Annotated in this window: 21 protein-coding genes and 1 tRNA gene; 12 read left to right on the forward strand and 10 right to left on the reverse strand. The window is 40.4% G+C overall.

The window, feature by feature from the left end:
• Positions 1-26 precede the first annotated feature (26 nt).
• A complete protein-coding gene (gene pyk, locus CWC16_RS13220) occupies positions 27-1,463 on the reverse strand; it encodes a pyruvate kinase (RefSeq protein WP_055018643.1) in 1,437 nt (478 codons plus the stop codon).
• A 384-nt stretch (positions 1,464-1,847) separates the two neighbouring features.
• Between pyk and gnd the strand changes: the two genes are divergently transcribed.
• Complete coding sequence (gene gnd / locus CWC16_RS13225; protein WP_138541856.1) at positions 1,848-3,221, forward strand: NADP-dependent phosphogluconate dehydrogenase; 1,374 nt, start codon at positions 1,848-1,850, stop codon at positions 3,219-3,221.
• 66 nt (positions 3,222-3,287) lie between these two features.
• Here gnd and ansA read toward each other — a convergent pair whose 3' ends face one another.
• Together ansA and sppA are read right to left on the reverse strand one after the other, a co-directional pair.
• Complete coding sequence (gene ansA, locus CWC16_RS13230; protein ID WP_024034079.1) at positions 3,288-4,298, reverse strand: asparaginase; 1,011 nt, start codon at positions 4,296-4,298, stop codon at positions 3,288-3,290.
• An 81-nt stretch (positions 4,299-4,379) separates the two neighbouring features.
• Positions 4,380-6,245, reverse strand: a complete 1,866-nt coding sequence (sppA, locus tag CWC16_RS13235; protein WP_138541857.1) for a signal peptide peptidase SppA — start codon at positions 6,243-6,245, stop codon at positions 4,380-4,382.
• Positions 6,246-6,464: 219 nt separating this feature from the next.
• Here sppA and CWC16_RS13240 point away from each other — a divergent pair, with 219 nt between their 5' ends.
• From CWC16_RS13240 to bamJ, 7 genes are all read left to right on the forward strand, one after another.
• Positions 6,465-8,426: an oxidoreductase gene (locus tag CWC16_RS13240; protein ID WP_138541858.1), complete on the forward strand. Its 1,962-nt coding sequence runs from the start codon at positions 6,465-6,467 to the stop codon at positions 8,424-8,426.
• A 90-nt stretch (positions 8,427-8,516) separates the two neighbouring features.
• Positions 8,517-9,200, forward strand: a complete 684-nt coding sequence (locus CWC16_RS13245) for an HvfX family Cu-binding RiPP maturation protein (RefSeq protein ID WP_138541859.1) — start codon at positions 8,517-8,519, stop codon at positions 9,198-9,200.
• Positions 9,201-9,444: 244 nt separating this feature from the next.
• Positions 9,445-9,993 (forward strand): NAD(P)H nitroreductase, encoded by a 549-nt coding sequence (locus CWC16_RS13250; RefSeq protein ID WP_138541860.1) that lies wholly within the window; start codon positions 9,445-9,447, stop codon positions 9,991-9,993.
• Between the two features lie 204 nt (positions 9,994-10,197).
• Positions 10,198-10,575, forward strand: coding sequence for a hypothetical protein (locus CWC16_RS13255; RefSeq protein ID WP_055016461.1), 378 nt, complete (start codon positions 10,198-10,200; stop codon positions 10,573-10,575).
• Positions 10,576-10,703: 128 nt separating this feature from the next.
• Positions 10,704-10,794, forward strand: a tRNA-Ser gene (locus CWC16_RS13260).
• A gap of 53 nt (positions 10,795-10,847) precedes the next feature.
• Entirely contained in the window at positions 10,848-11,234 is a 387-nt protein-coding gene (locus tag CWC16_RS13265; protein ID WP_138541861.1) for a hypothetical protein, read from the forward strand.
• A 69-nt stretch (positions 11,235-11,303) separates the two neighbouring features.
• Positions 11,304-11,924, forward strand: a complete 621-nt coding sequence (gene bamJ, locus CWC16_RS13270) for a BamJ family beta-barrel-assembly machinery protein (RefSeq protein WP_055018421.1) — start codon at positions 11,304-11,306, stop codon at positions 11,922-11,924.
• 381 nt (positions 11,925-12,305) lie between these two features.
• On the opposite strand, the gene CWC16_RS13275 is transcribed toward bamJ, so the two are convergent.
• Positions 12,306-14,687: a TonB-dependent receptor gene (locus CWC16_RS13275; protein ID WP_138541862.1), complete on the reverse strand. Its 2,382-nt coding sequence runs from the start codon at positions 14,685-14,687 to the stop codon at positions 12,306-12,308.
• Between the two features lie 125 nt (positions 14,688-14,812).
• Positions 14,813-15,202: a YkgJ family cysteine cluster protein gene (locus CWC16_RS13280; RefSeq protein ID WP_138541863.1), complete on the reverse strand. Its 390-nt coding sequence runs from the start codon at positions 15,200-15,202 to the stop codon at positions 14,813-14,815.
• A gap of 232 nt (positions 15,203-15,434) precedes the next feature.
• Here CWC16_RS13280 and CWC16_RS13285 point away from each other — a divergent pair, with 232 nt between their 5' ends.
• The 3 genes from CWC16_RS13285 (at position 15,435) to CWC16_RS13295 (ending at position 17,000) form a co-directional block, all read left to right on the forward strand.
• On the forward strand, positions 15,435-15,860 hold the full coding sequence (locus CWC16_RS13285) for a tetratricopeptide repeat protein (protein WP_138541864.1): 426 nt from the start codon (positions 15,435-15,437) through the stop codon (positions 15,858-15,860).
• 155 nt (positions 15,861-16,015) lie between these two features.
• Positions 16,016-16,210 carry a hypothetical protein gene (locus CWC16_RS20415; protein WP_502705076.1) on the forward strand — a complete coding sequence of 65 codons (195 nt, stop codon included), beginning with the start codon at positions 16,016-16,018 and terminating at the stop codon, positions 16,208-16,210.
• Between the two features lie 187 nt (positions 16,211-16,397).
• Positions 16,398-17,000 carry a DUF1287 domain-containing protein gene (locus CWC16_RS13295; protein ID WP_138541865.1) on the forward strand — a complete coding sequence of 201 codons (603 nt, stop codon included), beginning with the start codon at positions 16,398-16,400 and terminating at the stop codon, positions 16,998-17,000.
• 43 nt (positions 17,001-17,043) lie between these two features.
• On the opposite strand, the gene yfaE is transcribed toward CWC16_RS13295, so the two are convergent.
• The 5 genes from yfaE to ubiG all read right to left on the reverse strand — a co-directional run bounded on the left by yfaE (position 17,044) and on the right by ubiG (position 22,604).
• Positions 17,044-17,316 (reverse strand): class I ribonucleotide reductase maintenance protein YfaE, encoded by a 273-nt coding sequence (yfaE, locus tag CWC16_RS13300; RefSeq protein ID WP_138541866.1) that lies wholly within the window; start codon positions 17,314-17,316, stop codon positions 17,044-17,046.
• Positions 17,316-18,446: a class Ia ribonucleoside-diphosphate reductase subunit beta gene (gene nrdB / locus CWC16_RS13305; protein WP_055016064.1), complete on the reverse strand. Its 1,131-nt coding sequence runs from the start codon at positions 18,444-18,446 to the stop codon at positions 17,316-17,318. The genes yfaE and nrdB overlap by 1 nt, the downstream gene beginning before the upstream one ends.
• A gap of 72 nt (positions 18,447-18,518) precedes the next feature.
• Positions 18,519-20,801: a class 1a ribonucleoside-diphosphate reductase subunit alpha gene (gene nrdA / locus CWC16_RS13310; RefSeq protein WP_055018416.1), complete on the reverse strand. Its 2,283-nt coding sequence runs from the start codon at positions 20,799-20,801 to the stop codon at positions 18,519-18,521.
• A gap of 412 nt (positions 20,802-21,213) precedes the next feature.
• Positions 21,214-21,894, reverse strand: a complete 681-nt coding sequence (locus CWC16_RS13315; protein ID WP_138541867.1) for an HAD family hydrolase — start codon at positions 21,892-21,894, stop codon at positions 21,214-21,216.
• The gene (ubiG, locus tag CWC16_RS13320; protein WP_138541868.1) at positions 21,894-22,604 is read right to left on the reverse strand and encodes a bifunctional 2-polyprenyl-6-hydroxyphenol methylase/3-demethylubiquinol 3-O-methyltransferase UbiG; all 711 of its coding nucleotides are present in this window, start codon (positions 22,602-22,604) and stop codon (positions 21,894-21,896) included. The genes CWC16_RS13315 and ubiG overlap by 1 nt, the downstream gene beginning before the upstream one ends.
• Positions 22,605-22,782: 178 nt before the next feature.
• On the opposite strand from ubiG, the gene gyrA reads away from it, so the two are divergent.
• Positions 22,783-25,482 (forward strand): DNA topoisomerase (ATP-hydrolyzing) subunit A, encoded by a 2,700-nt coding sequence (gyrA, locus tag CWC16_RS13325; protein ID WP_138541869.1) that lies wholly within the window; start codon positions 22,783-22,785, stop codon positions 25,480-25,482.
• Positions 25,483-25,576 lie beyond the last annotated feature (94 nt).

Raw genomic sequence — 25,576 nt, forward strand, 5'->3', positions numbered from 1 at the left:
CTCGCATTTTTTATATAAGGCAGAAACTATGCAACAGTTACAATTTTCATTGTGTTGGTTGCGCCCACAGTTTCCATTGAGTCACCGTGAGTAATAATGACTGTCTCACCTGATTTCAAAGAGCCTTGTGCTACAAGTGTATCAAGGGCAGCTTTTACCATGCCGTCTTTTTCAGTTTTAGTCGAGTCAAAAAACACAGGGTAAACACCACGATAAAGCGCTGTTTGACCTAGCGTACTAGCATGACGTGACAGCGAGTAAATAGGTAAACCAGAGCTGATACGCGACATAAGTTTAGCGGTGCTGCCTGACTCTGTTAAGGTAACAATTGCTTTAACCGAATCTAAATGGTTTGCAGCGTACATAGCCGAAAGCGCGATAGATTCTGCATTGTTAGAAAAACGGCTGTCTAAACGGTGCTTAGATACATGAGTCTCTTTTTGCGATTCAGCGCCTAAACAAACACGGGCCATTGTGGCTACTGTTTCTTCAGGGTAATCACCGGCAGCGGTTTCTGCTGAAAGCATAACTGCATCTGTGCCATCAAGTACGGCATTTGCTACATCCATAACCTCTGCGCGTGTTGGCATTGGGTTATCGATCATCGATTCCATCATTTGTGTTGCGGTTACAACAGTACGGTTTAATGAACGAGCACGACGTATAATGAGTTTTTGTTTACCCATCAGTGCAGCATCGCCAATTTCAACACCTAAGTCACCACGGGCAACCATAACAGCGTCTGATGCTAATACAATATCATCTACTGCTTCTTGTGTTTCTACGGCTTCAGCACGTTCAATTTTTGCAAGTAACTGTGCTTTAGAGCCAGCCGCTTCAGCTAAAGAGCGTACGTAACGCATATCATCGCCACTGCGTGGGAATGATACTGCAATGTAATCAACATCTATTTCAGCGGCTGTGATTAAATCTTCTTTGTCTTTTTCTGTAAATGCAGGGGCTGTTAAACCACCACCTAAACGGTTAATACCTTTATTATTTGATAAAACGCCACCTACAGTTACTGAGCAGTGCACTAAGTGACCGTCAACTTGTTCAACAGTAAGTTGAATAAGGCCATCATTTAACAGCAACAAATCCCCAGGGCTTACATCTTGTGGTAATTCTTTGTAATCAATACCGACTGCGTTAACATCGCCTTCACCTTTTTCCATTTTTGCATCTAAGGTGAACTTAGCGCCTACTTCAAGGTTTACTTTACCTTCTTTAAACGTTGAAACACGAATTTTAGGGCCTTGAAGGTCTGCAAGAATAGCTACATGTTTACCTAATTTTGTGGCTATCTCGCGTACAGCTTGTGCACGGTCTTTGTGATCTTGTGCAACACCATGTGAGAAGTTTAAACGTACTACATTAGCGCCAGCGCGAATAATTTTTTCTAAGTTGTTATCTCGATCTGTTGCAGGCCCAAGTGTAGCGACTATTTTTGTGCGTCTTAGCATCAAATTCTCCTGTGTGCTTAGATGTATAAGCAGGTTGACGGTTATTTTGTGACTTCAAAATACTTATAACTTATGTACAAACATTTTTAGTTATAGGCAAACTAGTTAGTATTGCCACTATTTTATACAAAACGAATATGTCATCATTATGACACCGGTGTCAAAATAGGTCAATGATCTTAAATTTAAAATGCGTAGAGTATTTGTAACCGCCAAGCCCTTATATTTGATACAATTGCAGTGCTTTTTATTAGCGTAATAAAAAAGCATGCTGTATTAGCTCAACGTTCGCATTTTATGGCGGTATGAGTATAATGCACGCGGTATTATTTTATGAATTACTGAGTTTACTAACCAAATAGTTGTTACCGAGGAGGACACTAAATGCAAGTTGCATTAGTCGGGTTAGGCGTTATGGGCAAAAACCTTGCCTTAAACATGATTGAAAAAGGCATAACATTAGTCGCATATGATAAAAATCCACATGCGGGTGAAGAGTTATTAAGTTGTGCTAAATCGCAAGGCATGGCCGATAAACTTCATATTGTTTCTGATTTAGGAGACATGGTAAGGCGTTTAGAAGCACCTCGCTCTATTTTATTATTAGTGCCTGCGGGCGAACTAGTTGATGCTGTATGTAATGAGCTTGTTGAAGCTGGCGTACAGTGTAACGATATGATTGTAGATTGTGGTAACAGTAACTACAAAGACGGCATTAACCGTAAACTTAAGTATCAAAACAAATTTGAATTTGCCACCATGGGTATTTCTGGCGGTGCCGAAGGCGCACGCCATGGTCCTGCAATGATGGCAAGTGGCTCAGAAGGCGGTTGGGAGCGAATTGAACCGTGGTTTGAAAAAGTAGCAGCTAGTTACAATGGCGAGTCGTGTTTTGCCCGCGTGGGTCAATCAGCCAGTGGTCACTTTGTAAAAATGGTTCATAACGGCATTGAGTATGCAATCATGCAGCTTATTGCAGAAGTGTATCAATTACTGCGTATTGGCACCGGTCGCTCACCTAAAGAAGTGGCTGAAATTTTTGATGACTGGTCTACCGGCCACTTAAACAGCTATTTACTTGCTATTTCTAGTCATATTTTGTCTCTTGAAAATACCAAACAAAAACCGCTGGTTGATTTAATTGATAACAAAGTAGGTGCAAAAGGCACAGGCCTTTGGACTGCACAAAATGCACTTGAATTAGGTATTGCTGTTCCCTCATTGGTTGCTGCGGTGCAAGCTCGTCACTTAACCAATGTATGTGACACTACCGCTGCGCAAGAGATGACGTATGCTGCTAAAGCGACCAACAAAGTTGATGTCGACCTTGAAGAGCTAAAAGATGCATTCACATTGGCGAGTTTATTAGCGTATCGCCAAGGTTTAGCATTAATAAAAGGGGCGTCTCGCACTCACCAGTGGAAAGTTGATTTGTCTAAAACTCTGCAAACATGGCGTGCTGGTTGTATTATTCGTGCTGATTATTTAGATAGCGTTGCTCAAGGTGTTGAATACATTGATACACTTGAAAACGAATCCAATGCGCTACGTAAAGTAACTGGGCAAGCAATCATGACCGGTTTAGCGTTCCCTGTACTTGCATCCACTCAAACGTATTTAGCAACATTAACTACACCAAGTAATGGGCACTTAGTGCAAGCTCAGCGTGATTACTTTGGTGAGCATGGTATTAAAACTCACTCAGGTGAAGTGTGTCACTTAACCGATTTAGTGAGCATAGACGCAAAAGTAAGATAATTACCGCGTTTATAAAATAATAAAGGCACGCTGTTCAGCGTGCCTTTTGCGTTTTGGTAACACAAATTAGCGGCTTAATTCACCGCGTAAATTGTCTTGCATTAAATGGCGAATCGTTTCAATTTCTAGGTTTTGGCTAAACAAATAATGCAGCTTTGTTAAACACGCCTCTAGTGTCATGTCGTAGCCACTTATTACACCAATATTTAATAGCGCGTTACCCGTAGCATAGCCGCCCATATTTACATGGCCTTTTAAACACTGCGTTAAATTAACAATAACCATGCCGCGTTTACTTGCCTCACTTAGTACGTCTAAAAAGTCAGGGTCTTGTGGAGCATTACCTACGCCAAAGCTAAGCAATACCAGTGCTTTTATATTGTCATTCACCAAACTTTTAACCACGTCTTTGCTAATGCCAGGGTATAAATAAAGGACCCCAATGGGTTGGGGTGTAATGGTGGTTACCTGTAGTTCGTTTTCTACATAAGGACTAAGTTGACCTTTAATTAGCTGAATATTTATACCAGATAACGCTAAAGGCTCTAGATTAGGCGATGCAAACGCATTAAAGCCATCAGCATGAGCTTTAGTGGCTCGGTTACCTCTAAATAATTGGTTATTAAAAAATAAGCTTACTTCAGCTATCGGGTAATTAGCCGCTAAAAACATGGCGTTTAATAAGTTTACTTGCCCATCAGAGCGTAATTGCGATAAAGGAATTTGCGAGCCTGTAACAATAACGGGTTTAGTTAAGTTTTCGAACATGAACGACAGGGCTGAGGCTGTATAAGCCATTGTGTCGGTGCCATGCAGTACCACAAAACCATCGTAATCGTGGTATTTGCTTTTAATGTCATCAGCTATAAGTTGCCAGTGCGCCGGTGACATATCTGAGGAATCGATTAATGGGCAGTATTCGTGAATATCAAAAAGAGGCATTTCTTCACGGTTAAATTCTGCGTTATTGACCACTGTTTCTGTTAAAAAACCCTCAGCAGGAATGTATCCTCGGCTCGATTTTTTCATCCCTATGGTGCCGCCAGTGTATGCGATATAAATGCGTTTACGTTTCATAAAAAAGCCCAGTAAAAAAACTGGGCTTAGTATAACGTTAAGTTGTTTTAAATACAGCTGCTTATGTAAATACGTGCACTTTTATTGTGCAACGCTACACACTAAACAACGTGCATATACACCTTGCGGATCGTTATAATCTTTAAGATCAGCTACTTCACTACTTAGACGCTTTATCACCGTATTAATGTTCGCTTGTGTGGCTAACACAGAGGTAGTATTTGTATTTAAACCAAGCATAGATTTAACCGATGCACTGCCAAAAATATCTTGCAGCATTTTTTCTTGTGGGCTTAGGTCTTGCTTAATCGTTTTCACTTCGTAGTGATTTAGTTTTGCAAGTGCTGCAGCGGCATCAATTGCATCTTGTTTATCGCCAAGCTTATCAACTAGGCCAAGCTCTTGTGCTTGTGAAGCTATCCATACACGCCCCTGTGCAATTTTATCAACTTGCTCTGGTGTCATATTGCGCGCATCAGCTACCACTTCTAAAAAGCGGCCATACGCTTCTTCGACACTCATTTGAATAACTTGCGCCATTTTTTCATTAAGAGGGCGAGTAATAGAAAATCCAGCCATTTCTGTTGTGGCAACACCATCTGAGTACACACCAATTTCAGATAACGTATCTTCAAAAGTCATGAAGGTGCCAAACACGCCTATAGAGCCGGTGATGGTGCTTGGAGCGGCCCAAATTTCGTTAGCTGCTGAGGCAATCCAATAACCACCAGATGCGGCGACTGAGCTCATTGATGCTATAACGGGTTTACCTGCGGCTTTAAGTGCTAATACTTCAGCGCGAATAACCTCAGAGGCAAACATGCTGCCGCCACCCGAATCAATACGTAAAACAACGGCTTTTACTTTATCATCAAGGCGTGCTTTACGAAGTAATGCTGCGGTAGAGTCACCGCCAATTTCACCTGCTTTGCGCTCACCGTCAACTATGGTGCCTTTTGCAACAACCACAGCTACTTTTTCTGTAATTGGGTTATCAAATTCAATAGGGGGCTTAACTAAGCTTAAGTACTCACGAAAAGACACTTGCTTAAATGTTTTACCGTCTTCTTGTGCGCCAACTAAATCAATGAGTTGTTGGCGAATCTGCTGAGTTGTTTTAAGCGAATCGACCCATTGATGGTCGAGGGCATATTTACCTGCATCGCCATTTGCAGCCTTCATTTTAGCAAGGTAAGCATCCATGGTTTCGTCAAAGTTAGATTCATCAAAAGGGCGCACTGCAGCAACATCTTGCTTATATTCGCTCCATAACGCTCCAAGCCAAACACGGTTAGCTTCTTTAGCTGCATCAGACATATCGTTACGAATAAACGGCTCTACTGCCGACTTAAATGTGCCAACACGGAATATATGCTGTGTTACTTTAAGTTTTTCGAGTGCTTCTTTAAAGTAAAGTGGATACATTCCATAGCCTTCAATGGCTACCGAACCATATGGATGCATTGCAATTTCATCGGCGTGAGAGGCAATATAATATTGCGATTGAGTGTAATAGTAGCCTGATGCAATCACTTTTTTACCCGCTTGCTTAAAGGCATCTAACGATTTAGTAATACGCTTTAACTTGTTTAAGTGAGCTTTAGGCATTTCCTGTAAATCAAGTAATATAACGCTGATGCGCTCATCTTGAGTGGCTTCATCAATTACTTTGACTACATCATCAAGCAAAATTTCGCTAGGTGCTTCTGAACTTGATGTTGCATCGTTAATGGCTGCTTCAACTGGGTCTATGTATGTTTTTTCTTCTACGATAGGCCCATTAAGATTAAGCCTAAGTACAGAGCCATCTTCTACAATTATTGTATCGTCATCATTTGAAAGTGACATAAAAAACACAACAACCAGTAATAAAAACAAAATGTTAAGTATTAAACGACGAGAAAAGTTGATTCCAGCCCAAATACCTTTAAATACCTTTGCTATCAAAATAGCTCCTTAATTTGGTACAGCTAATACATTAGTTCCATCTTAGCCTAGAATAAAAATAATTTTAACTGCTAAATCGTAACGAAGTGTTTATAAGGTTACATAAATATACGTTTTTAATAGTATTTTTAATTAAATGCAGGCACATATTGCTAATTACTTGCCATTAAAGCAGAATTAGCTAATGTATACAGGTTAGACCAGTTAACGGGGCACAGGATGTTAGAACAACAATTAGAATTTAAACACACACAATTACGAAACCGCTTAGTAATGGGCTCAATGCATACAGGCCTTGAAGAAGGGTGGCATAACCGAAAAAGATTAAGTGCCTTTTATGAGGCGCGCGCTAAAGGTGGCACGGCCATGATCATTACGGGCGGGTATAGCCCTAACTTGCGTGGCAAATTAACGCCTATTTCTTCATCATTTAATAGTTATTATGATGTATTTAAACACCGTGCATACACAGGCGCCGTTCACAAACATGGTGGAAAAATATGTTTGCAGCTTTTACACGCTGGTCGATACGCTTATCACCCGTTTAACCAAGCACCTAGTGCTATTCAAGCGCCTATAAATCCGTATAAGCCTAAACAAATGTCGTTAAGCTCAATTAAAAAAACGATAAAAGACTTTGCTCACTCTGCTTATATGGCAGAAAAAGCGGGTTACGATGGTGTGGAAATAATGGGCTCTGAAGGTTACTTAATTAACGAGTTTATGGCGCCACACACCAATAAGCGAGATGACGAGTTCGGCGGCAGCCTAGAAAATAGAATGCGATTAGCGCTTGAAATAGTGAAAGCCGTTAGAGCGAAAGTATCTGATACGTTTTTAATTATTTTTAGATTATCTGTTATGGATCTTATCCCGAATGGCTCAACCCCTGATGAGGTGACTATTCAGGCTAAAGCACTTGAGCAAGCTGGTGTTGATATTTTTAATACCGGCATTGGGTGGCATGAAGCACGCGTGCCGACAATTGCCAGTATGGTGCCACCAGGCGCATTTAAAGAAGCGTCAAAACGATTAAAGTCAGTGGTAAATGTACCTGTTATAGCTGTAAACCGTATCAATACACCGGATATAGCCAATCAAATTCTAAACGATGAAGAAGCCGATTTAATTTCAATGGCACGTCCTTTATTGGCCGATCCTGAATTTTTTAACAAATACCAAAATCAGCAAACTAAACAAATAAATATTTGTATTGGCTGTAACCAAGGCTGTTTAGATCACGTATTCAAAAATAAACGTGCAACCTGTTTAGTCAACCCACAAGCTGCTTTTGAACTGGATTACCCTCTAGATAAAGCTTCTAAAGCTAAAAATGTATTGGTGGTTGGTGCGGGTCCTGCTGGGCTTTCGGCAAGTTGTTATTTGGCTCAAAAAGGGCACACAGTAACGCTTATCGATCAAAAAACACAAATGGGTGGCCAATTCAATTTAGCCATGCAAATACCTGGTAAAGAAGACTTCAACCATACGCTAAGCTATTTTACCAATGAACTTGAAAGGCTTAACGTAAATGTTGAGCTTGGAAAAGCCTACGATGATTCAATGTTGCAAAAATACGATGACATCGTATTTGCTACAGGTGTTCGCCCCCGTGAAGCATCAATTAAGTGCAGTGATGATAAACGCGTATTTGCCTATGATGAAGTGATTCGCGGTGAAGTAGAGCTTGGTAAATCAATCGCCATTTTAGGCGCCGGCGGTATTGGCTTTGATATGGTTGCTTTTTTAAGCGAGCACAAATCGCAAACTATTCCTGAGTTTAAAAAACAGTGGGGTATTGAGTGCGAGGCACAGCCACATAAAGACGAGCGACAGTTATATATGCTAAAACGCAGTGCAGGGCGCTTTGGTAGCGGACTAGGTAAAACCACAGGTTGGATACATCGTCAGGTTGCTAAGCAGCATGGTGTTAAACAAATTGCTGATTGCCAATACCATAGTTTTGATAAAAACGGCCTTACAATTACTGTTGCAGGTGAAAAACAAGTATTACCTGTCGATACGGTTATTGCGTGTATAGGCCAGGTTTCTAATAGTGAAGTGCTTGAGCAACATCGCGAAAATGCAAAAGTACATGTTATTGGTGGCGCAAAATTAGCTGCAGCAATTGATGCCAAGCGTGCAATTTTTGAGGCGCTTCAAGTGGCCAGAGCTATTTAACAGTGTTAATAAAATGAAATAATTTACCGTGGTCTCGGGTCTGGTAAGTATAGAGTTCATAACTAAATATACTGACAAAGCAGGCCACACATGAGTAAATTATTTTTTTTGTATAATAAAATCATGGGTAATCTATCCTATGCCGACGGATTACCCGCATTACTTTTTCGTTTAATCTTAGCTCCTGTAATGATTATTGCGGGCTTTAATAAATTAGCCTTAAGTGGAGAAACCGACGGCTTTTTTAGCTATTTTCTTGCTGATGCAAGTGTTGTGCAATGGTTTGGAAATAGTGAATGGGGCTTAGGGTTACCCTTCCCTGATTTACTGGCTTTTTTGGCTGGGTGGAGTGAATTTTTAGGCGGTTGGTTTTTATTATTTGGCTTATTTACTCGCCTAGTAAGCATTCCGCTCATGTTTACAATGGTTGTGGCAGCAACAACTGTGCATTGGCATAATGGTTGGTTTGCTATAGCGCCATCAAACCCTACGACCAGCTCGGCTCAAGTACTTGATTGGTTAGCGATACCAGGGGCAAAAGAAAGCCTTGAAAACTCACTAGAAGTACAAGAGCGTATAAGTAAAATTAGGGACATAGTTGAAGAGCACGGATTTACAGATTACTTATATGAAAAAGGTAAACCTTCCATAATAAATAACGGTATCGAATTTTCTGCTATTTATTTTGCCATGTTACTTGGCTTGTTTTTTGTAGGTGGCGGTCGCTACGTCAGTGTTGATTATTGGCTAAGGCGCGCAGTAGTAAAACAGTAGCAAGCAAATTGGTTTAAAAAGGGCGTATAAATATTTTTTATACGCCCTTTTTGTTTGTAACGCGTGTTAAGTGTATAGCGCCTCTTTCGTATTTAAACAGGGGGATCTGAATATCATTTAGTACAGTAAGGGCGCTTTAATACGAAGGGGGTAAGTATGATTTTAATAAAATTGATAATTAAGCAGAGTTTATTTTTTAAAGGCATAAATGGTACTCTAACGTTTTGAATTATGAGAGTACGCTATGGATGCTATTGAGCTTTTACTAACCCGCCAATCTGACGCTAAATTAACTGCCCCAGGGCCAAATTCAGAGCAGCTCGATATTATAAAGCAAGCTGCATTACGGGTGCCTGATCACGGATGTATAGCACCTTGGGAGTTTATTGTAGTGCAGGGCGATGCTCGCCAAAAGCTTGGAGAAATATACTATCAAAGTGCCGTTGCTGAGCAGCAAGAAGAAAAAGTGATTAAACGCGCAAAAGAGCTTGTTCTGCGCGCACCAATGATCATCATTGCTATTGCAAAGTATCAAGCTCATCCAAAAGTGCCGCGTATTGAGCAAGTACAAAGCGCCGGTTGCAGTGTACTTGCAATGCAGCAAGCCGCTTTTGCACAAGGTTTGGGTGGTGTATGGCGAACAGGCTATTTTGCCCAAAGCACTGCTGTAAAAAATGCCCTCAATTTAGACGAACAAGATGAAATTGTAGGGTATTTGTATCTTGGTACTCCAGAGGTTGAGTGCAAAAAGCCAGCTAAACATAAACCAGAGGACTACTTCACCGATTTGTAATTAATATTGAACTAGTGCAGTTTTGCGCAGTCATATAGCATTAAGGTTGCTGCTGTTAAGCTCGCCCTTTTTGATTTAGCTGTGAGAAGCGCACGGAAGCAATATTAGGTTAACTTTTTCTTCTTCAGTTTGTTTTTTAATCGGTTGTTTTTTGCTAAAGTATGGAAAGTCTTAATAAAAATAACGATAAAGAAGACGAAAACGATGGGAAATTTATTTTTACAAGAAAAAGAGAATTGGCTGGCATGGTCAATTTGGGGAATCGTAGGTGCTTTTGTTACACTGTACGTTGCAATGAGTACTAATACTGCACATTTTATTGCAGGCTCTGCCATGGGAATGCTTGTTTTATTGACATGGTGGATGCAGCAGACTAAACGATTCGATTTTGGCCGGGCATTTAAAATTTGTTTTTATGTGTTGTTGCTAAGTGTATTGCCTGCGTTTTTATTTGTGGTTGTACCAAGTGATGATTTAAACCGTTTTGATTTAATATTTCAAAGCGTTACATTTTTAGCGCTTAGCTTATTACTGTGTTTGATTTGCTCGTGGATTGCACGTAGACCAAAGCAATACTACTAATAGACCAATGAGCAACCTAGGTTTTTAGTTGTTTTTGGTGTTTTTTTGAAGCAAATGCCTTTTTTAGCTAATTATTTATATTTAGCTCTTTACAAGTTGCTCAATACCCCCTATTATTCGCGCCGTACGGAGAGATGGCAGAGTGGTCGAATGCACCGGTCTTGAAAACCGGCATAGGTTTGTAGCCTATCTAGGGTTCAAATCCCTATCTCTCCACCATTATCTAAAAAAACCGCCTTATGGGCGGTTTTTTGCTTTGTGGAGTTTAATAAATGTTAAAAGAAGTAGACCTGACTACATCGCAACGCTTAGTAAAGCATGTATTACTGTGGATTGTATTTGGTTACTGTTATCAAAGCGCGATTAATTTATTAATAAAAATGGCAGCAGATGCGCAACCAGACGCAACGCTTATCACTGCCTTTGCATATGGTATTGGCTTTAATGTTTTAACTGCGCACCTTATTACTAAGTACGATACGCATTGGCCTGTAATTGGCGCCGCTTTTATTGCTTTAGTAGGTTTAGTATTAGTGCCGCTAGTGTTGTTTGGCAGTGGCGGTTTAATAGCATGGCCACTGCTTGTTGGATTTTTATTCAGTTTACCCCTTTGTAGCTACATAGTTGGCAAAATTAAGGTAAAACACAGTAAAAACTAGCCCCAAACCGGTTTTATTTTATGTTAGCATGTACGCGTCTTTTAACTAACAAAACGTGAAAAACACATTATGTCAGATAATTTTACTACAGATGCTGAAAAAGCAAGTTACGGTATTGGCTTACAAATGGGTGAGCAACTTAAGTCTAACCCTTTTGAAGGCTTAAACCTAAATTCAGTATTTGAAGGCATGAAAGATGCGTACGCTGGTAGCGCTTTTCAAGTTGAGATCCCTGAGATTCAAGCTGCATTTGAAAAAATTAACGAAGAGATCCAAGCGCGTCGTGAAGAAGAAGCAAAAGTACTTTCTGCTGAAGGTATCGCATTCTTAGAAGAAAACGCTAAGCGTCCTGAAATCACTGTTACAGAGTCTGGTTTACAATACGAAGTATTAGCAACGGGTGAAGGCGAAAAGCCAACAGCTGAGTCTACAGTACGTGTTGACTACCACGGTACACTAATTAACGGAACTGTTTTTGATAGCTCTTACGAGCGCGGTCAGCCTGCTGAATTCCCAGTGGGTGGCGTAATCAAAGGTTGGACTGAAGCATTACAAATGATGCCTGTAGGCACTAAATGGCGTATCTACGTTCCTCATGAGCTTGCTTATGGTGAACGTGGCGCAGGTGCTGCAATTGCACCTTTCTCAACGCTTATATTTGACGTTGAGCTACACGAAATCCTTTCTTAATTTAGTAATTAAGTCAGTATTTAAAAAGCCGTGGTGTTAGACCACGGCTTTTTTGTAATACGAAGTTTAATACCAATTCTCAGTTCTTTACCAGTGTAGCCCAAACAGTTTGAAGAAGTAGGCTATGATGAGGACAGATAGCCGTGTTGCTAGCTAGGCAACAATACGCTGTTTGGTTACTTTAAAATGAATTTTTTAACCTCAATAGCGCACCATTTAATACTTAGATTTATTTATTACTGCGATGGTATTAAATCTTCGTCTCACGCTTACTGCTTTATAAACATCAATTAAATAGCCTAGTTAATTAAATGAAGTGGCATAAAAAAACCGCATATAAAATGCGGTTTTAAAACTAACTAAATAAATGCCAAAGCTTTATTAAAAGTAACCTCTAATACCAAAGCGGAAGTTTCTGCCTGGTAGTGGAGCTTTATCTTTTATAAACGAGCTATGAACAAAGCCAAGTTCGTCGGTAATGTTATCTACATTTAAGTACAGCTGCGTATCAATAGCGCCTAAACTTAATTGATAATTAGCTTGTGCATCAACAATTGTGTAGCCATCTGTTTTGGTCTCGAAGGCGCTTATATCGTCTTGCTCAAAGTAGTGCGTACCGGTGAGCGTTAGTTGTAAATCGCCCAAGTTGTATTGTAATTCAGAGCCTAGTTTATTAGCAGGGATGCGTGGTAAATTCCCCGCATCATCTTTAAGCTTAGCGCGAGTTGAATCACCAAAAACTTTAATCATCGCACTTGGGTCTATTTGGTAGTGCACGTCAAACTCAATACCATATAGCTCAGCATCTTTACTGGCAAATTGATAAACAGCAACCGCATCATCGTGTGCACCAATCGCTGATTCTAACCCATCTTCTTCGTCGTAAACTAAGCCTGTATTTTGTTGGTAATAAAAGTTTTTAATATCGTTATAGAAAAAGTTTACTGTGTAGCCAAAATCACCGCTAAAGCGTCTAAAGCTTAAATCAAGGTTAGTCGATTTTTCTTGCTTAATGTCTTCTGGCTCAAAGTGTACCTCGTTATCTTCAATATGATAGCCAAGGCCTACTTCATAAGTACCTGTGGCAATGTGTAAACCATTAGATAAAAGTTCAGCAGAAAGAGGAGCACGCTCAGAGTGAGATAAGCTAAGCGCTACACTTTGCCCAGGTGTGTATTGCCAAATGGCGCCGACTGAGGCGCTTACATTAGTAAAGCTTTCGCTGTATGCAATACTTTCTTCTTCACCTTCATCATGATCTTCCTCTTCTTCATCATGGCTGTGGTCGTGCTCTGTTTCTGTAATTGTGCTTGTAATCTCATAGTCTTCAATACGTGCACCAAGCTCTACAGTTACATCTCCAAATTCACGCTCTTCTAGTAGATAGAGTGCATGAGTAGTGGTAACACTAGCAGGAGTAAAGGCCTCTTCACCAATAGCGTCGTAATCAGACTCGCTATAATGATAGCCAATCATACCGTGCCATTGAGCTAATTTATGCTCTACGTTTAAGCGCGCTTCGGTTGTTTCGTTTTTAAAGGTAGTGCCAATTTCACCGTCTTCAATTTCACTGTGTGAGTAATCAGTGTAGCCAACACGAAGGTTAATATTCTCAACCCAGTTATTATCCAGCGCATAACTAATCAGGCCTTGCCAACGATCTTGCTCAAGATGAGCATAAACAGACTCTTCTTCTTCCTCTGCGTGATCGTCGTGTTCTTCTTCGGTTTCACCTTCATGGTCATGGTCATGATGCTCATGCCCAGGGATACCGTAATCGGTTTCAATGCTACCGTAAGAAAAGCCAACCGTTAAATGATCGCCCACATAACTAGTACCCACATTGAATGTATCACTATCTATAAAGGTGTTTTCTACAGTGTTTGCTGTTTCAACGTCACCATCTTCATCTGTAATACTAAAGGTCGGTGTTTCATAGTCATCACCACTGCGTTTGGTACCATCAAAATGAAAGTTAAATCCATCATTACCTGTTTCTAGTTTTGCAGCCACCGTATTTGAATTAGATACCGTGTCGTGGCTGTATTCAGCAGCGCCGGATAAATCATCTAAATTGCTCGTTGGTATACGGTTATCAACTACATTTACTACACCACCAATTGCACCTGAGCCATAAAGTAGGGTGCTTGGTCCGCGCAATACTTCAATTTGTTCAGCCGCTAAGCTGTCGCTTGAAGTCGCATGGTCTGGACCAATACGCGATGCATCGCTAGCATCTAAACCGTTTTGGGTAATCTTAACGCGAGGGCCATCTAAACCACGGATAATAGGGCTTGACGATACCGGACCAAAGTAACTGGCATTTACACCTGGTAAGCCTTTTAGCGTTTCACCAAGGGTAGGTTTTGATTTGTTTTTAAGCTCATCACCTGATAAAACGCTGACTGGAGAAATCATCTCTAGGCTGTTTTTATGCAGTGCAGAGGCATATACAACAACGGTTTCTACCGAGGTAGGGGTAAGTGAAACCGTCACATTGTTTGAGTTTTCATTTACGGCAATACGCGAGTCTATAAAGTTGTCTTTACTTACGTGTAATTGGCTTTGAGAGTCTACATCAATAGAAAATTCGCCCTGTGCGTTGGTTTTTACACCTTGGTCTTTACCATGTACGTGTACAGCTGCATTTTCAATAGGTTGGTTTTTATCATCTGTTATTTTACCGGTAACGGTAGCAGCAAGTGCTGAATGAGAACATAAAACAGAAAAAACTGCAGAAGAAATTAATGTTAACTTTGTCATTATCTTAAAGGTTCGCGGTTACTATGTTGTGATATAATATAACACCGCGTATTTGACATATCAACAATGTTATACTATAGCTTAATTTTTTTCGATGAATAAACACGCGAATAAGATAAGCTGTTTTAAGAGCGGCTATCGAGCATAATTATATCGAGTTTACGCTGCGCTTTAGGCTGGTTATTTATATCCTTAGGCTCTATCATTTCGCATTCATCACGTATCATTTCAGAAACCAAGCTGGGGTATTGGCGGCAATCTTCTGGTCTATCTAGGTAAATGCTACAGGTATACATTGTTTTATGGGAGGGCGCTTTTTTAGGCGCTATTTCTAAAAAGGGGCAAACGGTAAGCCTTAATTGCGTATGTGGATCGAACCAAATTTCATCATCTTTAACATATTGATAAATCTCTGGGTTAAACAGTGCCCACATCTCAATTTCTTGTACAGTTGCGCTTAAATCACCACCCCCGTATTTAATACAACATTTGCCACATTGGTTGCACTCTTTCATTTTTAGCCAGTATATTAAGTATTTATAAGTTTCTCAGTGTATCACTGTAACTAACGTGGGCTACTTTTTATATATAATTTTAAAACCACACTTTTAATTACAACCGGTTATCTATTATTAATGTATCATTACACCTAGATAATTAGCCGTTCTTATAAGATCAGGACGCCTATAAATAGTATTTTTGCTAAATTAAATAGTTAGTTTAGCGGCCAGTTAAGGATAGTTCTTGATGATGAACACCAAAGTATATAAAGCAGTACATGATTTAGCAGAACAGTTGATGGAGGCTGCAAATAGAAACGACCGCAAAAGATTTGAATTATTATATTCTAGGCTTAAAACGATTTGTGAAGAAAACGAGAATACCTCAAAAGATCACCCTGTACAGTGGGAAACCTTAGCTGACTTTACCGAAGAGCTTGAAGACGCTCTCACTACATACGAAAAAGCGCTAGAAAAGTCGATTGCAATAAATAATAAAGATCATATGGCATCGATAGCTTATTCAATGGCCACTTTACAAATAGAGCTAGGTAAAAAAGATGAGGCGATTAATAGCCTTAAAAGTGCCAAGGTAAGTGCTAATAAAATTGAAGATAAAGAACTCAAAGCAGAAATACACGAGCTGCTCGAGTCACTTATTGAAGAAGATTAAAACTTAAACTTGTAGTCATCAGTGAATGTTGGAGTAAGGATGTGCTGAAAAAAATAGAACATTGGATTGATAAAACTAACACTTATTACACATCACAAAGGGTATGCTGCAGTCAATTTAAGAATGAATTTTCTGACTTTTACCCTTTAGATTTTTTGAGTAACTCTTTTTATGTTGTGGTTGATAAAATCCCAAAGCCAGACTTTGATGAATTACGTTCTATGGGGTTGAGCGATTTTATTGACATGGCCGCTGCAGGCATAACCTATAAAAACACCTATTATGTTCTGCCGCACATGCAAGATAATCTTCGTGTACATTTTCATGAATTAGTTCACGTAGCACAGTGAGGTGAGCTTGGCTCAATAGCATTTATGCAGCGTTACTTGAGTGAGATTCAGCAGCTTGGTTATCACAATGCACCACTTGAGTTGATGGCTTATGAACTCGATGCACATTTTACCCATGCGGGCGAGGGAATTAACATCCCAAGGCATGTTAATTCCCTGTAGCTAAACAGCTTTAAAAGGATTTTATATGATTCGCTATTATCTATATTTATTGTCGGTTATATCCTCAACCTGTGGTGCAAACACTTTTACCGAAGATATAAGCGCTGCTTTAATTGAAAGAACAACTCACTCGGTTATTTATAATGGTGCATATTATTCAATTACATACCCAGGGGGAGATGTGCCAAGTAACATTGGGGTATGTACTGATGTTATTATCAGAAGCTACAGAAAGTTAGGTGTAGATTTACAAAAATTAGTACATGAAGATATAAAAAATAACTTTGCGCTTTACCCCTCTAAACGAATCTGGGGGCTGACTAAACCGGATAAAAATATCGACCACCGAAGAGTGCCTAACTTACAAATTTACTTTAAAAGACACGGTTTAAATTTAGCAATATCTGGTGATCCTAATGACTACAAAGCGGGTGATATAATAACTTGGATGTTACCGGGGAATCTTCCTCATATTGGCATGGTCGTTAATGAGTACTCTACACAAACCGGCAATCCTTTAATTGTACATAATATTGGGCGAGGTCCTGAAAAAACCGATATGCTCTTTGATTATAAAATCACAGGGCACTATCGGTTCGAACCAAAGCAGATTCATAAGACGCAGTAATAACCATCTGCAATAGTACGTAATTAGGCGCATTGGTATAACTTTATTTTAAGTTTATGCTTATATTGCCATTGGGTTTACAGCAGCACAGCAGTATTTCTCCGTCACGTACAAACGCTAAAGGTTCTTCGTTATATTGCACTTGGCCAGAGACTAACGTGGCTCTGCACGCGCCGCAATAGCCTTCGCGGCACTGATAGGCTACGTCTATTTTTTGGTTTTCTAAGCAATGTAAAACAGAAGGGCAGCCAGTGCTAAATTCAATACACTGGCTGTTATCTGCAAGCGTTATACTTGCAGTGGGTTTGTCACTCATTATAAATCAAAGTCACCAAATTCTGAGGCATCTACTTGAGAGTCGATTTGACCTACAAGGTATGAGCTAATTTCAGCTTCTTGCGGCGCAACTTGCACGTTGTCAGACACAAGCCAAGAGTTGATCCATGGAATAGGGTTGCTGTTGTTTTCAAACTGCGCTGGTAAGCCAATTGCTGTCATACGTGCATTAGTGATGTATTCAACATATTGACACAAGATGTGTTTATTTAAGCCAATCATTGAGCCATCTTTGAACAGGTATTCGGCCCATTCTTTTTCTTGCTCTGCTGCTTCTACAAACATTTTAATGGCTTCTTCACGGCACTGCGCAGCGACAATCGCCATTTCAGGGTCGTCTTTACCATCTTGCATAATGTTCAAAATATGCTGTGTACCCGAAAGGTGTAGCGCTTCATCACGAGCGATTAGCTTGATGATTTTAGCATTACCTTCCATTAATTCACGTTCTGCAAAGGCAAATGAGCAGGCAAAACTAACATAAAAACGAATAGCTTCAAGAATATTTACCGACATCATCGCAAGGTAAAGTTTCTTTTTCAGGTCAAATAAACTAATCACAACGGTTTGACCGTTAATGTCGTGCTTGCCTTCCCCATACAGGTTATAAAGCGACACGCCATTAATTAAATCGTCGTAGTAGGTGGTTACCGCATCAGCACGTTCGCTGATTTTTTCGTTACTTACAATGTCATCAAAAATTAGTTCTGGTGACTGTGTTACGTTACGAATAATGTGGGTATAAGAGCGACTGTGAATAGTTTCACTAAATGCCCAGGTTTCTATCCATGTTTCTAGTTCAGGAATAGACACAATAGGAAGTAGGGCAACATTTGGTGAGCGGCCTTGTACACTATCAAGCAGCGTTTGGTATTTTAAGTTACTTAAAAATATGTGCTTTTCGTGCTCTGGTAACGCTTGAAAATCTAAACGGTCTTTACTTACGTCTACTTCTTCTGGACGCCAAAAAAACGAAAGTTGCTTTTCAATCAATTTCTCAAAAATAGGGTATTTTTGTTGATCGTAACGCGAAACGTTAACGGTTTGGCCAAAAAACATTGGCTCTTGCATTTGATCATTATGGTTACGACTAAAAGTAGTATAAGACATGTCTATCACTCAAAAACTATCACTAAAACTATCAGGACAAAGCGGGCAAAGAGCCCGCTTTAAGTTTATCTATTAAATTTTACACGCGCCGCCTGCACAATCGTCATCTTCGACTTCTGGCGTATCGTCTTGTGCATCTGATGCACCATCGCGGGTGTTATGGTAATAAAGTGTTTTAACACCCAATTTGTAGGCACCCAGTAAGTCTTTTAATAAGACTTTCATAGGTACTTTACCGCCTTCGTACTTACTTGGATCATAATTTGTATTGGCCGAAATAGTTTGGTCAATAAACTTTTGCATTATGCCCACTAACTGTAAGTAACCATCGTTTGATGGAATATCCCACAGCAGCTCGTAGTTATCTTTTAAGCGTTCGTACTCTGGCACTACTTGTTTTAAAATACCGTCTTTACTTGCTTTAACGCTAATGTGACCACGTGGTGGCTCAATACCGTTAGTCGCGTTAGAGATTTGCGACGATGTTTCTGAAGGCATTAATGCGCTAAGTGTTGAGTTACGCATGCCGTGCTCTTTAATGCTGGCACGTAATGAGTCCCAATCTAAGTGCAGTGGCTCATCACAAATTTTATCTAAGTCACGTTTGTACGTATCCGTTGGCATAATACCTTGAGAGTACGTTGTTTCGTTAAACTTAGGACACGCGCCACGCTCTTTAGCAAGCTCGTTTGATGCTTTCATTAAGTAATATTGAATTGCTTCAAACGTTTTATGAGTCAGTGCATTAGCACTGCCATCTGAGTAGCGTTTACCATTTTTAGCTAAGTAGTAAGCGTAGTTAATTACACCTATTCCTAATGTGCGGCGGCCCATTGTGGCATTACGTGCAGCCGGTACTGGGTAGTCTTGGAAATCAAGTAGATTATCAAGTGCACGTACTGCAAGTTCCGCAAGCTCTTCAAGTTCATCAAGTGACTCAATAGCACCTAAGTTAAATGCCGATAGCGTACAAAGGGCAATTTCGCCTTCTTCGTCGTTTACGTTATTTAACGGCTTAGTTGGCAATGCAATTTCTAAACATAAGTTAGATTGGCGAATTGGCGCAACTTTAGAAATAAACGGGCTGTGAGTGTTACAGTGATCCACGTTTTGTAAATAAATACGACCTGTACTGGCTCGCTCTTGCGCAAACATTGAGAATAGCTCAATCGCTTTGATACGCTTTTTACGAATAGACTCGTCTTGCTCGTATTTTATATATAGTGCGTCAAATTCATCTTGGTCTTCAAAGAATGCATCGTAAAGACCTGGTACGTCTGATGGGCTAAATAACGTGATATAATCGTCTTTAATCAAACGAGAATACATTAGTTTATTAAACTGTACGCCGTAATCTAAGTGACGAACACGGTTATCATCAACACCACGGTTATTTTTAAGTACAAGCAGGTTTTCTACTTCTAAATGCCAAAGCGGATAGAATAAGGTTGCTGCACCGCCACGAACACCACCTTGCGAGCAGCTTTTAACAGCTGTTTGAAAGTGCTTATAAAAAGGGATACAACCAGTGTGGTACGCTTCACCGTTACGAATATGGCTACCTAACGCACGAATACGGCCGGCGTTAATACCAATACCCGCACGTTGTGATACGTATTTAACAATCGCAGATGATGTAGCATTGATTGAATCAAGGCTATCGCCACATTCAATAAGTACACATGAGCTAAATTGCCGAGTAGGGGTACGTACACCCGACATAATGGGTGTAGGCAAAGAGATTTTAAACGTTGATACAGCATCGTAAAAACGCTTGATGTAATCAATACGTGTTTCGCGCGGGTAGTCAGAGAATAAACTCGCAGCCACTAAAATATATAAAAACTGAGCACTTTCGTAAATTTCACCTGTTACGCGGTTTTGTACCAGGTATTTACCTTCAAGTTGCTTTACGGCTGCGTAGCTAAAGTTAAGATCGCGCGAATGATCAAGATACGCATCTAGCTCGTCAAGCTCTTGCTCTGTGTAATCAACAAGTAAGTGAGCATCGTAGCGTTTGTCTTCAACCATTTTTGTAACATGGTCAAATAAACGTGGAGGCTCAAACTGGCCATACGCTTTTTTACGTAAGTGGAATACAGCTAAGCGGGCAGCTAAGTACTGGTAGTCAGGCGACTCTTTTGAAATTTGATCGGCTGCTGCTTTAATGATGGTTTCGTGAATGTCTTTTGTACGAATACCGTCGTAAAATTGAATGTGCGACTTTAATTCAACCTGTGAAACCGATACGTTGTTTAAACCTTCGGCGGCCCATTCAATAACGCGATGGATCTTATCAAGATCTAGCGGCTCTTTACGCCCGTCACGCTTGCTTACAGATAACTGTTGGTTCATAGCTTTGCCTGTATTCCTTGGGAATTGAGTATTTTGACCAATGTTCTATACCTCGCTAAAGCAAGGTACGTATTCATTTATTATAAGTTTCACCGTATGGGCGAATTTAATTGAATAACATTTGGCCACAATATCTGGTGTTGTTCAATTTAGAGATCACAAGATAGTGTGGTCTGAGTTGATTTGCAAGGGACATAATTGCCCCTATTTGTGGATAACTTTGGGATAAAGCAATTGTGTTAGTAGTCACTCACCTTTGAACAATCATTTAAGTTGAAATAGCTAAAAATCAACTAATGATCAGCTAAATTTGCGCATTTTGAAAATAAATTTTGACTGCTTTTTTTATCATCAAGCTTTGCATAAAAACTAACAAAATCACAATATATAGTGTTTAATAACACCAATGGCACTATATATGGTTGAAAGCATCAATAGGGCTGCGCCAATTAAAGTCGGCTTCCCAGCGCAACGCCTCCTCAATACTTGGTATATAGCCCCAAAGCGCTGTAGCGGTATGCATACCTGCAGCTTTACCCGCTTGTATATCACGTTGTGCATCACCTACGTATAAACAACGCTTAGGATCAACGTTCATCAGTTTTGCACAGTGTAATAAGGGTAAAGGAGACGGTTTCGCTTCGGTAAGCGTATCGCCACTGATCACCACATGTGCATTTTTGAATGCGGGGATAGCTGCCACTAAAGGATCGGTTAAAAACCCAGGTTTATTGGTCATTATCCCCCATTTTATAGCTTGGTTCTCAAGGGCTATGAGTAATGATTCTATGCCTTCAAAACAGTGTGTGTGCTTAGCTAGGTTTTGGCTATAGTAACTCACTAGCTGTTTTATCCGCTGTGCTTGAGGTTGCGTGGCCCATTGTTCTTTAAAGCCGAGCTCAAGTAATGCACCTGCGCCATTAGAAGCAGCTTTTCGGTACGCCTCAGGTGCAACTTGGGCAACACCTTCACTTTTAAGTACAGCATTCAATGCTGCACCTAAATCATCAGCTGTATCAAGTAAAGTGCCATCTAAATCAAATAAAAAAGCATCGTACTCAAAAGGAGTTACTGGAGTAGAAGAGCTAGCCATTACGCTAACTTCTCAAAGTGAAGTATATAATTAACACTTACATCTGTATTTAATGAATATTGCTTAGAAAGCGGGTTATAGCTAAGACCTGCACTGGCGCGTACTTTTAAGCCAGCTTGCTCAGCCCATGCAATAAGTTGTGCAGGTTTGATAAATTTGTTGTGGTCGTGTGTGCCTTCTGGCACCATTTTCAGTAGCTTTTCAGCACCTACAATAGCAAACAAGTATGCTTTAGGTGTTTTATTAAGAGTTGAGAAAAACACATCAGCCCCAGGCTTGGCAAGCTTTGCTACTGCATGAATAATAGAAGCAGGGTCAGGTACGTGCTCCAGCATCTCCATGCAAGTTATTACATCAAAGCGAGCAGGGAACTGGTTTGCAAACTCCTCTGCAGGTACTTTTATATAGTCAACATTTACACCCGTTTCTAGGCTGTGTAGTTTGGCTACGGTGAGTGGCTCTTGGCCCATGTCTATACCGGTTACGTTTGCCCCCATGCGCGCCATGCTTTCACTAAGTATACCGCCACCACAACCTACATCGAGTGTTTCTTTTTCAAATAAACCTTGGCTTTTGTTAGCTACAAAGTCTAATCGTAATGGGTTAATTTCGTGAAGAGGTTTAAACTCTCCGTCTTGGTCCCACCATCGCTCAGCAATGGCTTCAAATTTTGCTATTTCTGCGTTATCTACATTTTGATGTTCGGTCATAAAATACTTCCTCGTCAATCTGAGGCCATTATATAGGCCTAAATTGATAAATCGCAAAGTTTTGCGCCTGTAAATTAAAATTAATTGTGATAGCATGGTCGCTTAGAAATAATAACAAATACTCTTGGCACCCAATACCGGGTTGCAAAGAGCTGATACTGAAGGAATGTGATATCAAATGACTGATCTCGCCAATGAAATTCTGCCAGTCAATATTGAAGACGAGTTAAAAAACTCCTACCTAGATTATGCAATGAGTGTAATCGTAGGACGTGCATTACCAGACGTACGTGATGGTTTAAAACCTGTTCACCGCCGCGTTTTGTTTGCAATGAACGAGCTTAGTAATGACTGGAATAAGCCTTACAAAAAATCGGCCCGTGTGGTCGGTGATGTAATTGGTAAATACCACCCACACGGCGACAGTGCAGTTTATGACACCATCGTGCGTATGGCACAGCCATTCTCACTACGTTATATGCTTGTAGATGGCCAAGGTAACTTCGGTTCGGTTGATGGTGATTCAGCAGCGGCAATGCGTTATACAGAAGTACGTATGGCAAAAATGTCGCATGAGTTATTAGCCGATCTTGAAAAAGAAACGGTTGATTTCGTTCCAAACTACGACGGTACCGAACAAATTCCTGACGTTTTACCGACCAAAGTGCCTAACTTACTGGTAAACGGTTCATCGGGTATTGCGGTAGGTATGGCTACAAATATTCCTCCACATAACCTAACTGAAGTGGTGAATGGCTGTTTAGCGCTTATTCAAAATCCTGATTTAACGATTCATGAATTAATGGATTACATTCCAGGTCCTGACTTCCCAACGGCTGCCATTATTAATGGTAAAAAAGGCATTGAAGATGCCTACTTAACAGGCCGTGGTAAAGTGTACATGCGAGCACGTGCCGACATCGAAACCGATGAAAAAACAGGCCGCGAAACTATTATCGTGCACGAAATCCCTTATCAGGTTAATAAAGCCCGCTTAATTGAAAAGATTGCTGAGCTTGTTAAAGATAAAAAAATTGAAGGCATTAGCGCACTACGTGATGAATCAGATAAAGACGGTATGCGTATCGTTATTGAGATTAAGCGTGGCGATGTTGGTGAAGTTATTCTAAACAACTTATATGCACAAACTCAGTTACAAACTGTGTTTGGTATGAATATGGTTGCATTAATTAACAACCAACCTAAGTGTTTCAACCTAAAAGAAATGCTTGAAGAGTTTGTTATTCACCGCCGTGAAGTGGTTACACGCCGTACCGTATTTGATTTACGTAAAGCCCGTGACCGTGCTCATACCCTTGAAGGTTTAGCAATTGCGCTTGCCAACATTGACCCTATTATTGAGCTTATTCGTAAATCACCAACCCCAGCTGAGGCTAAAGTTGCTTTGACGGCACGTCCGTGGGATTTGGGTAATGTAAAAGCTATGCTTGAAAAAGCAGGGGAAGACAACGTAGCTCGTCCAGATTGGCTAGCAAGTGAGCTTGGTATTCGAGATGGTCAGTACTATATTTCTGAGCAACAAGCGCAAGCGATTCTTGATTTACGTTTACACAAACTAACCGGCCTTGAGCATGAAAAAATCTTAGCAGAGTACCAATCGCTGTTAGATTTAATTGCTGAGTTACTCCATATTTTAAGCAGCCCTGAGCGTTTAATGGAAGTTATCCGTGATGAGTTAGTTGAAATTAAAGAGCAGTATGGTGATGAGCGCCGTACAGAAATTAACGCGGCCGCGCACGACATTAGCCTTGAAGATTTAATCAACGAAGAAGATGTTGTTGTGACCTTGTCGCACGAAGGTTACGTTAAGTATCAGGCATTGTCTGATTATGAGGCGCAGCGCCGTGGTGGTAAAGGTAAGTCAGCAACGAAGATGAAAGATGAAGATTTCATTGAACGTCTTTTAGTTGCGAATACCCACGATACCATTTTATGTTTCTCTACTGCGGGTCGTTTGTACTGGCTTAAAGTATACCAGTTACCACTGGCAAGTCGCGCCGCACGCGGTAAGCCAATTGTTAACTTACTGCCACTTGAAGATGATGAGCGTATTACTGCTATTCTACCTGTACGCGAGTACGAAGAAGATAAGTACATCTTTATGGCAACTGCATTTGGTACCGTGAAGAAAACACCACTAACGGCATACAGCCGCCAACGCGCAAGCGGTATTATTGCTGTAAACCTTAACGAAGGCGATAGCCTAATTGGGGTTGATATTACCGATGGTAGCAATGAAATTATGTTGTTTACTGATGCTGGTAAAGTGGTACGCTTTAAAGAAGCCGAAGAGTCTACTGTTGTTGATGAAAACGGCAACCCGGTACTTGATGAAGAAGGCAACCCTGAGGTTCGTTTCAAAGGTGTTCGCCCTATGGGTCGTACTGCTACCGGTGTTCGTGGTATTAAGATGGCTGACGACCAACGCGTAGTGTCATTAATTGTGCCTAAGTCTGACGGTGCTATTTTAACTGTGACTGAAAATGGTTACGGTAAACGTACTCAACTTGAAGATTACCCATCGAAGAGCCGTGCAACACAAGGTGTTGTATCTATTAAGGTGAGTGAGCGTAATGGCGCAGTAGTTGGCGCTGTACAAGTTGACGACAACGATGAAATAATGATTATTTCTAATCGTGGTACGCTAGTACGTACCCGCGTTAACGAAGTATCGACGGTTGGACGTAACACCCAAGGCGTTATTTTGATCAGAACTATTGACGAAGAGCAAGTAGTTGGTTTACAACGTATCGAAGAGATTGAAGTTACAGACAGTGACTTAGTTGATATTGAAGACGTTGAAACGGTTGATACAGTAAATGAAGAAGCAACGGATGATAATCCACCTTCTGAATAACTGAAATTGAAAAAGCGGCTAAGGCCGCTTTTTTTAATCATGTTGAAAAAAATTAATAATCCTTTTTTGTTTATCAAAGAAGTTTAAATTACTG

This window comes from Pseudoalteromonas sp. S3776, assembly GCF_005886915.1.
GTDB lineage: Bacteria > Pseudomonadota > Gammaproteobacteria > Enterobacterales > Alteromonadaceae > Pseudoalteromonas.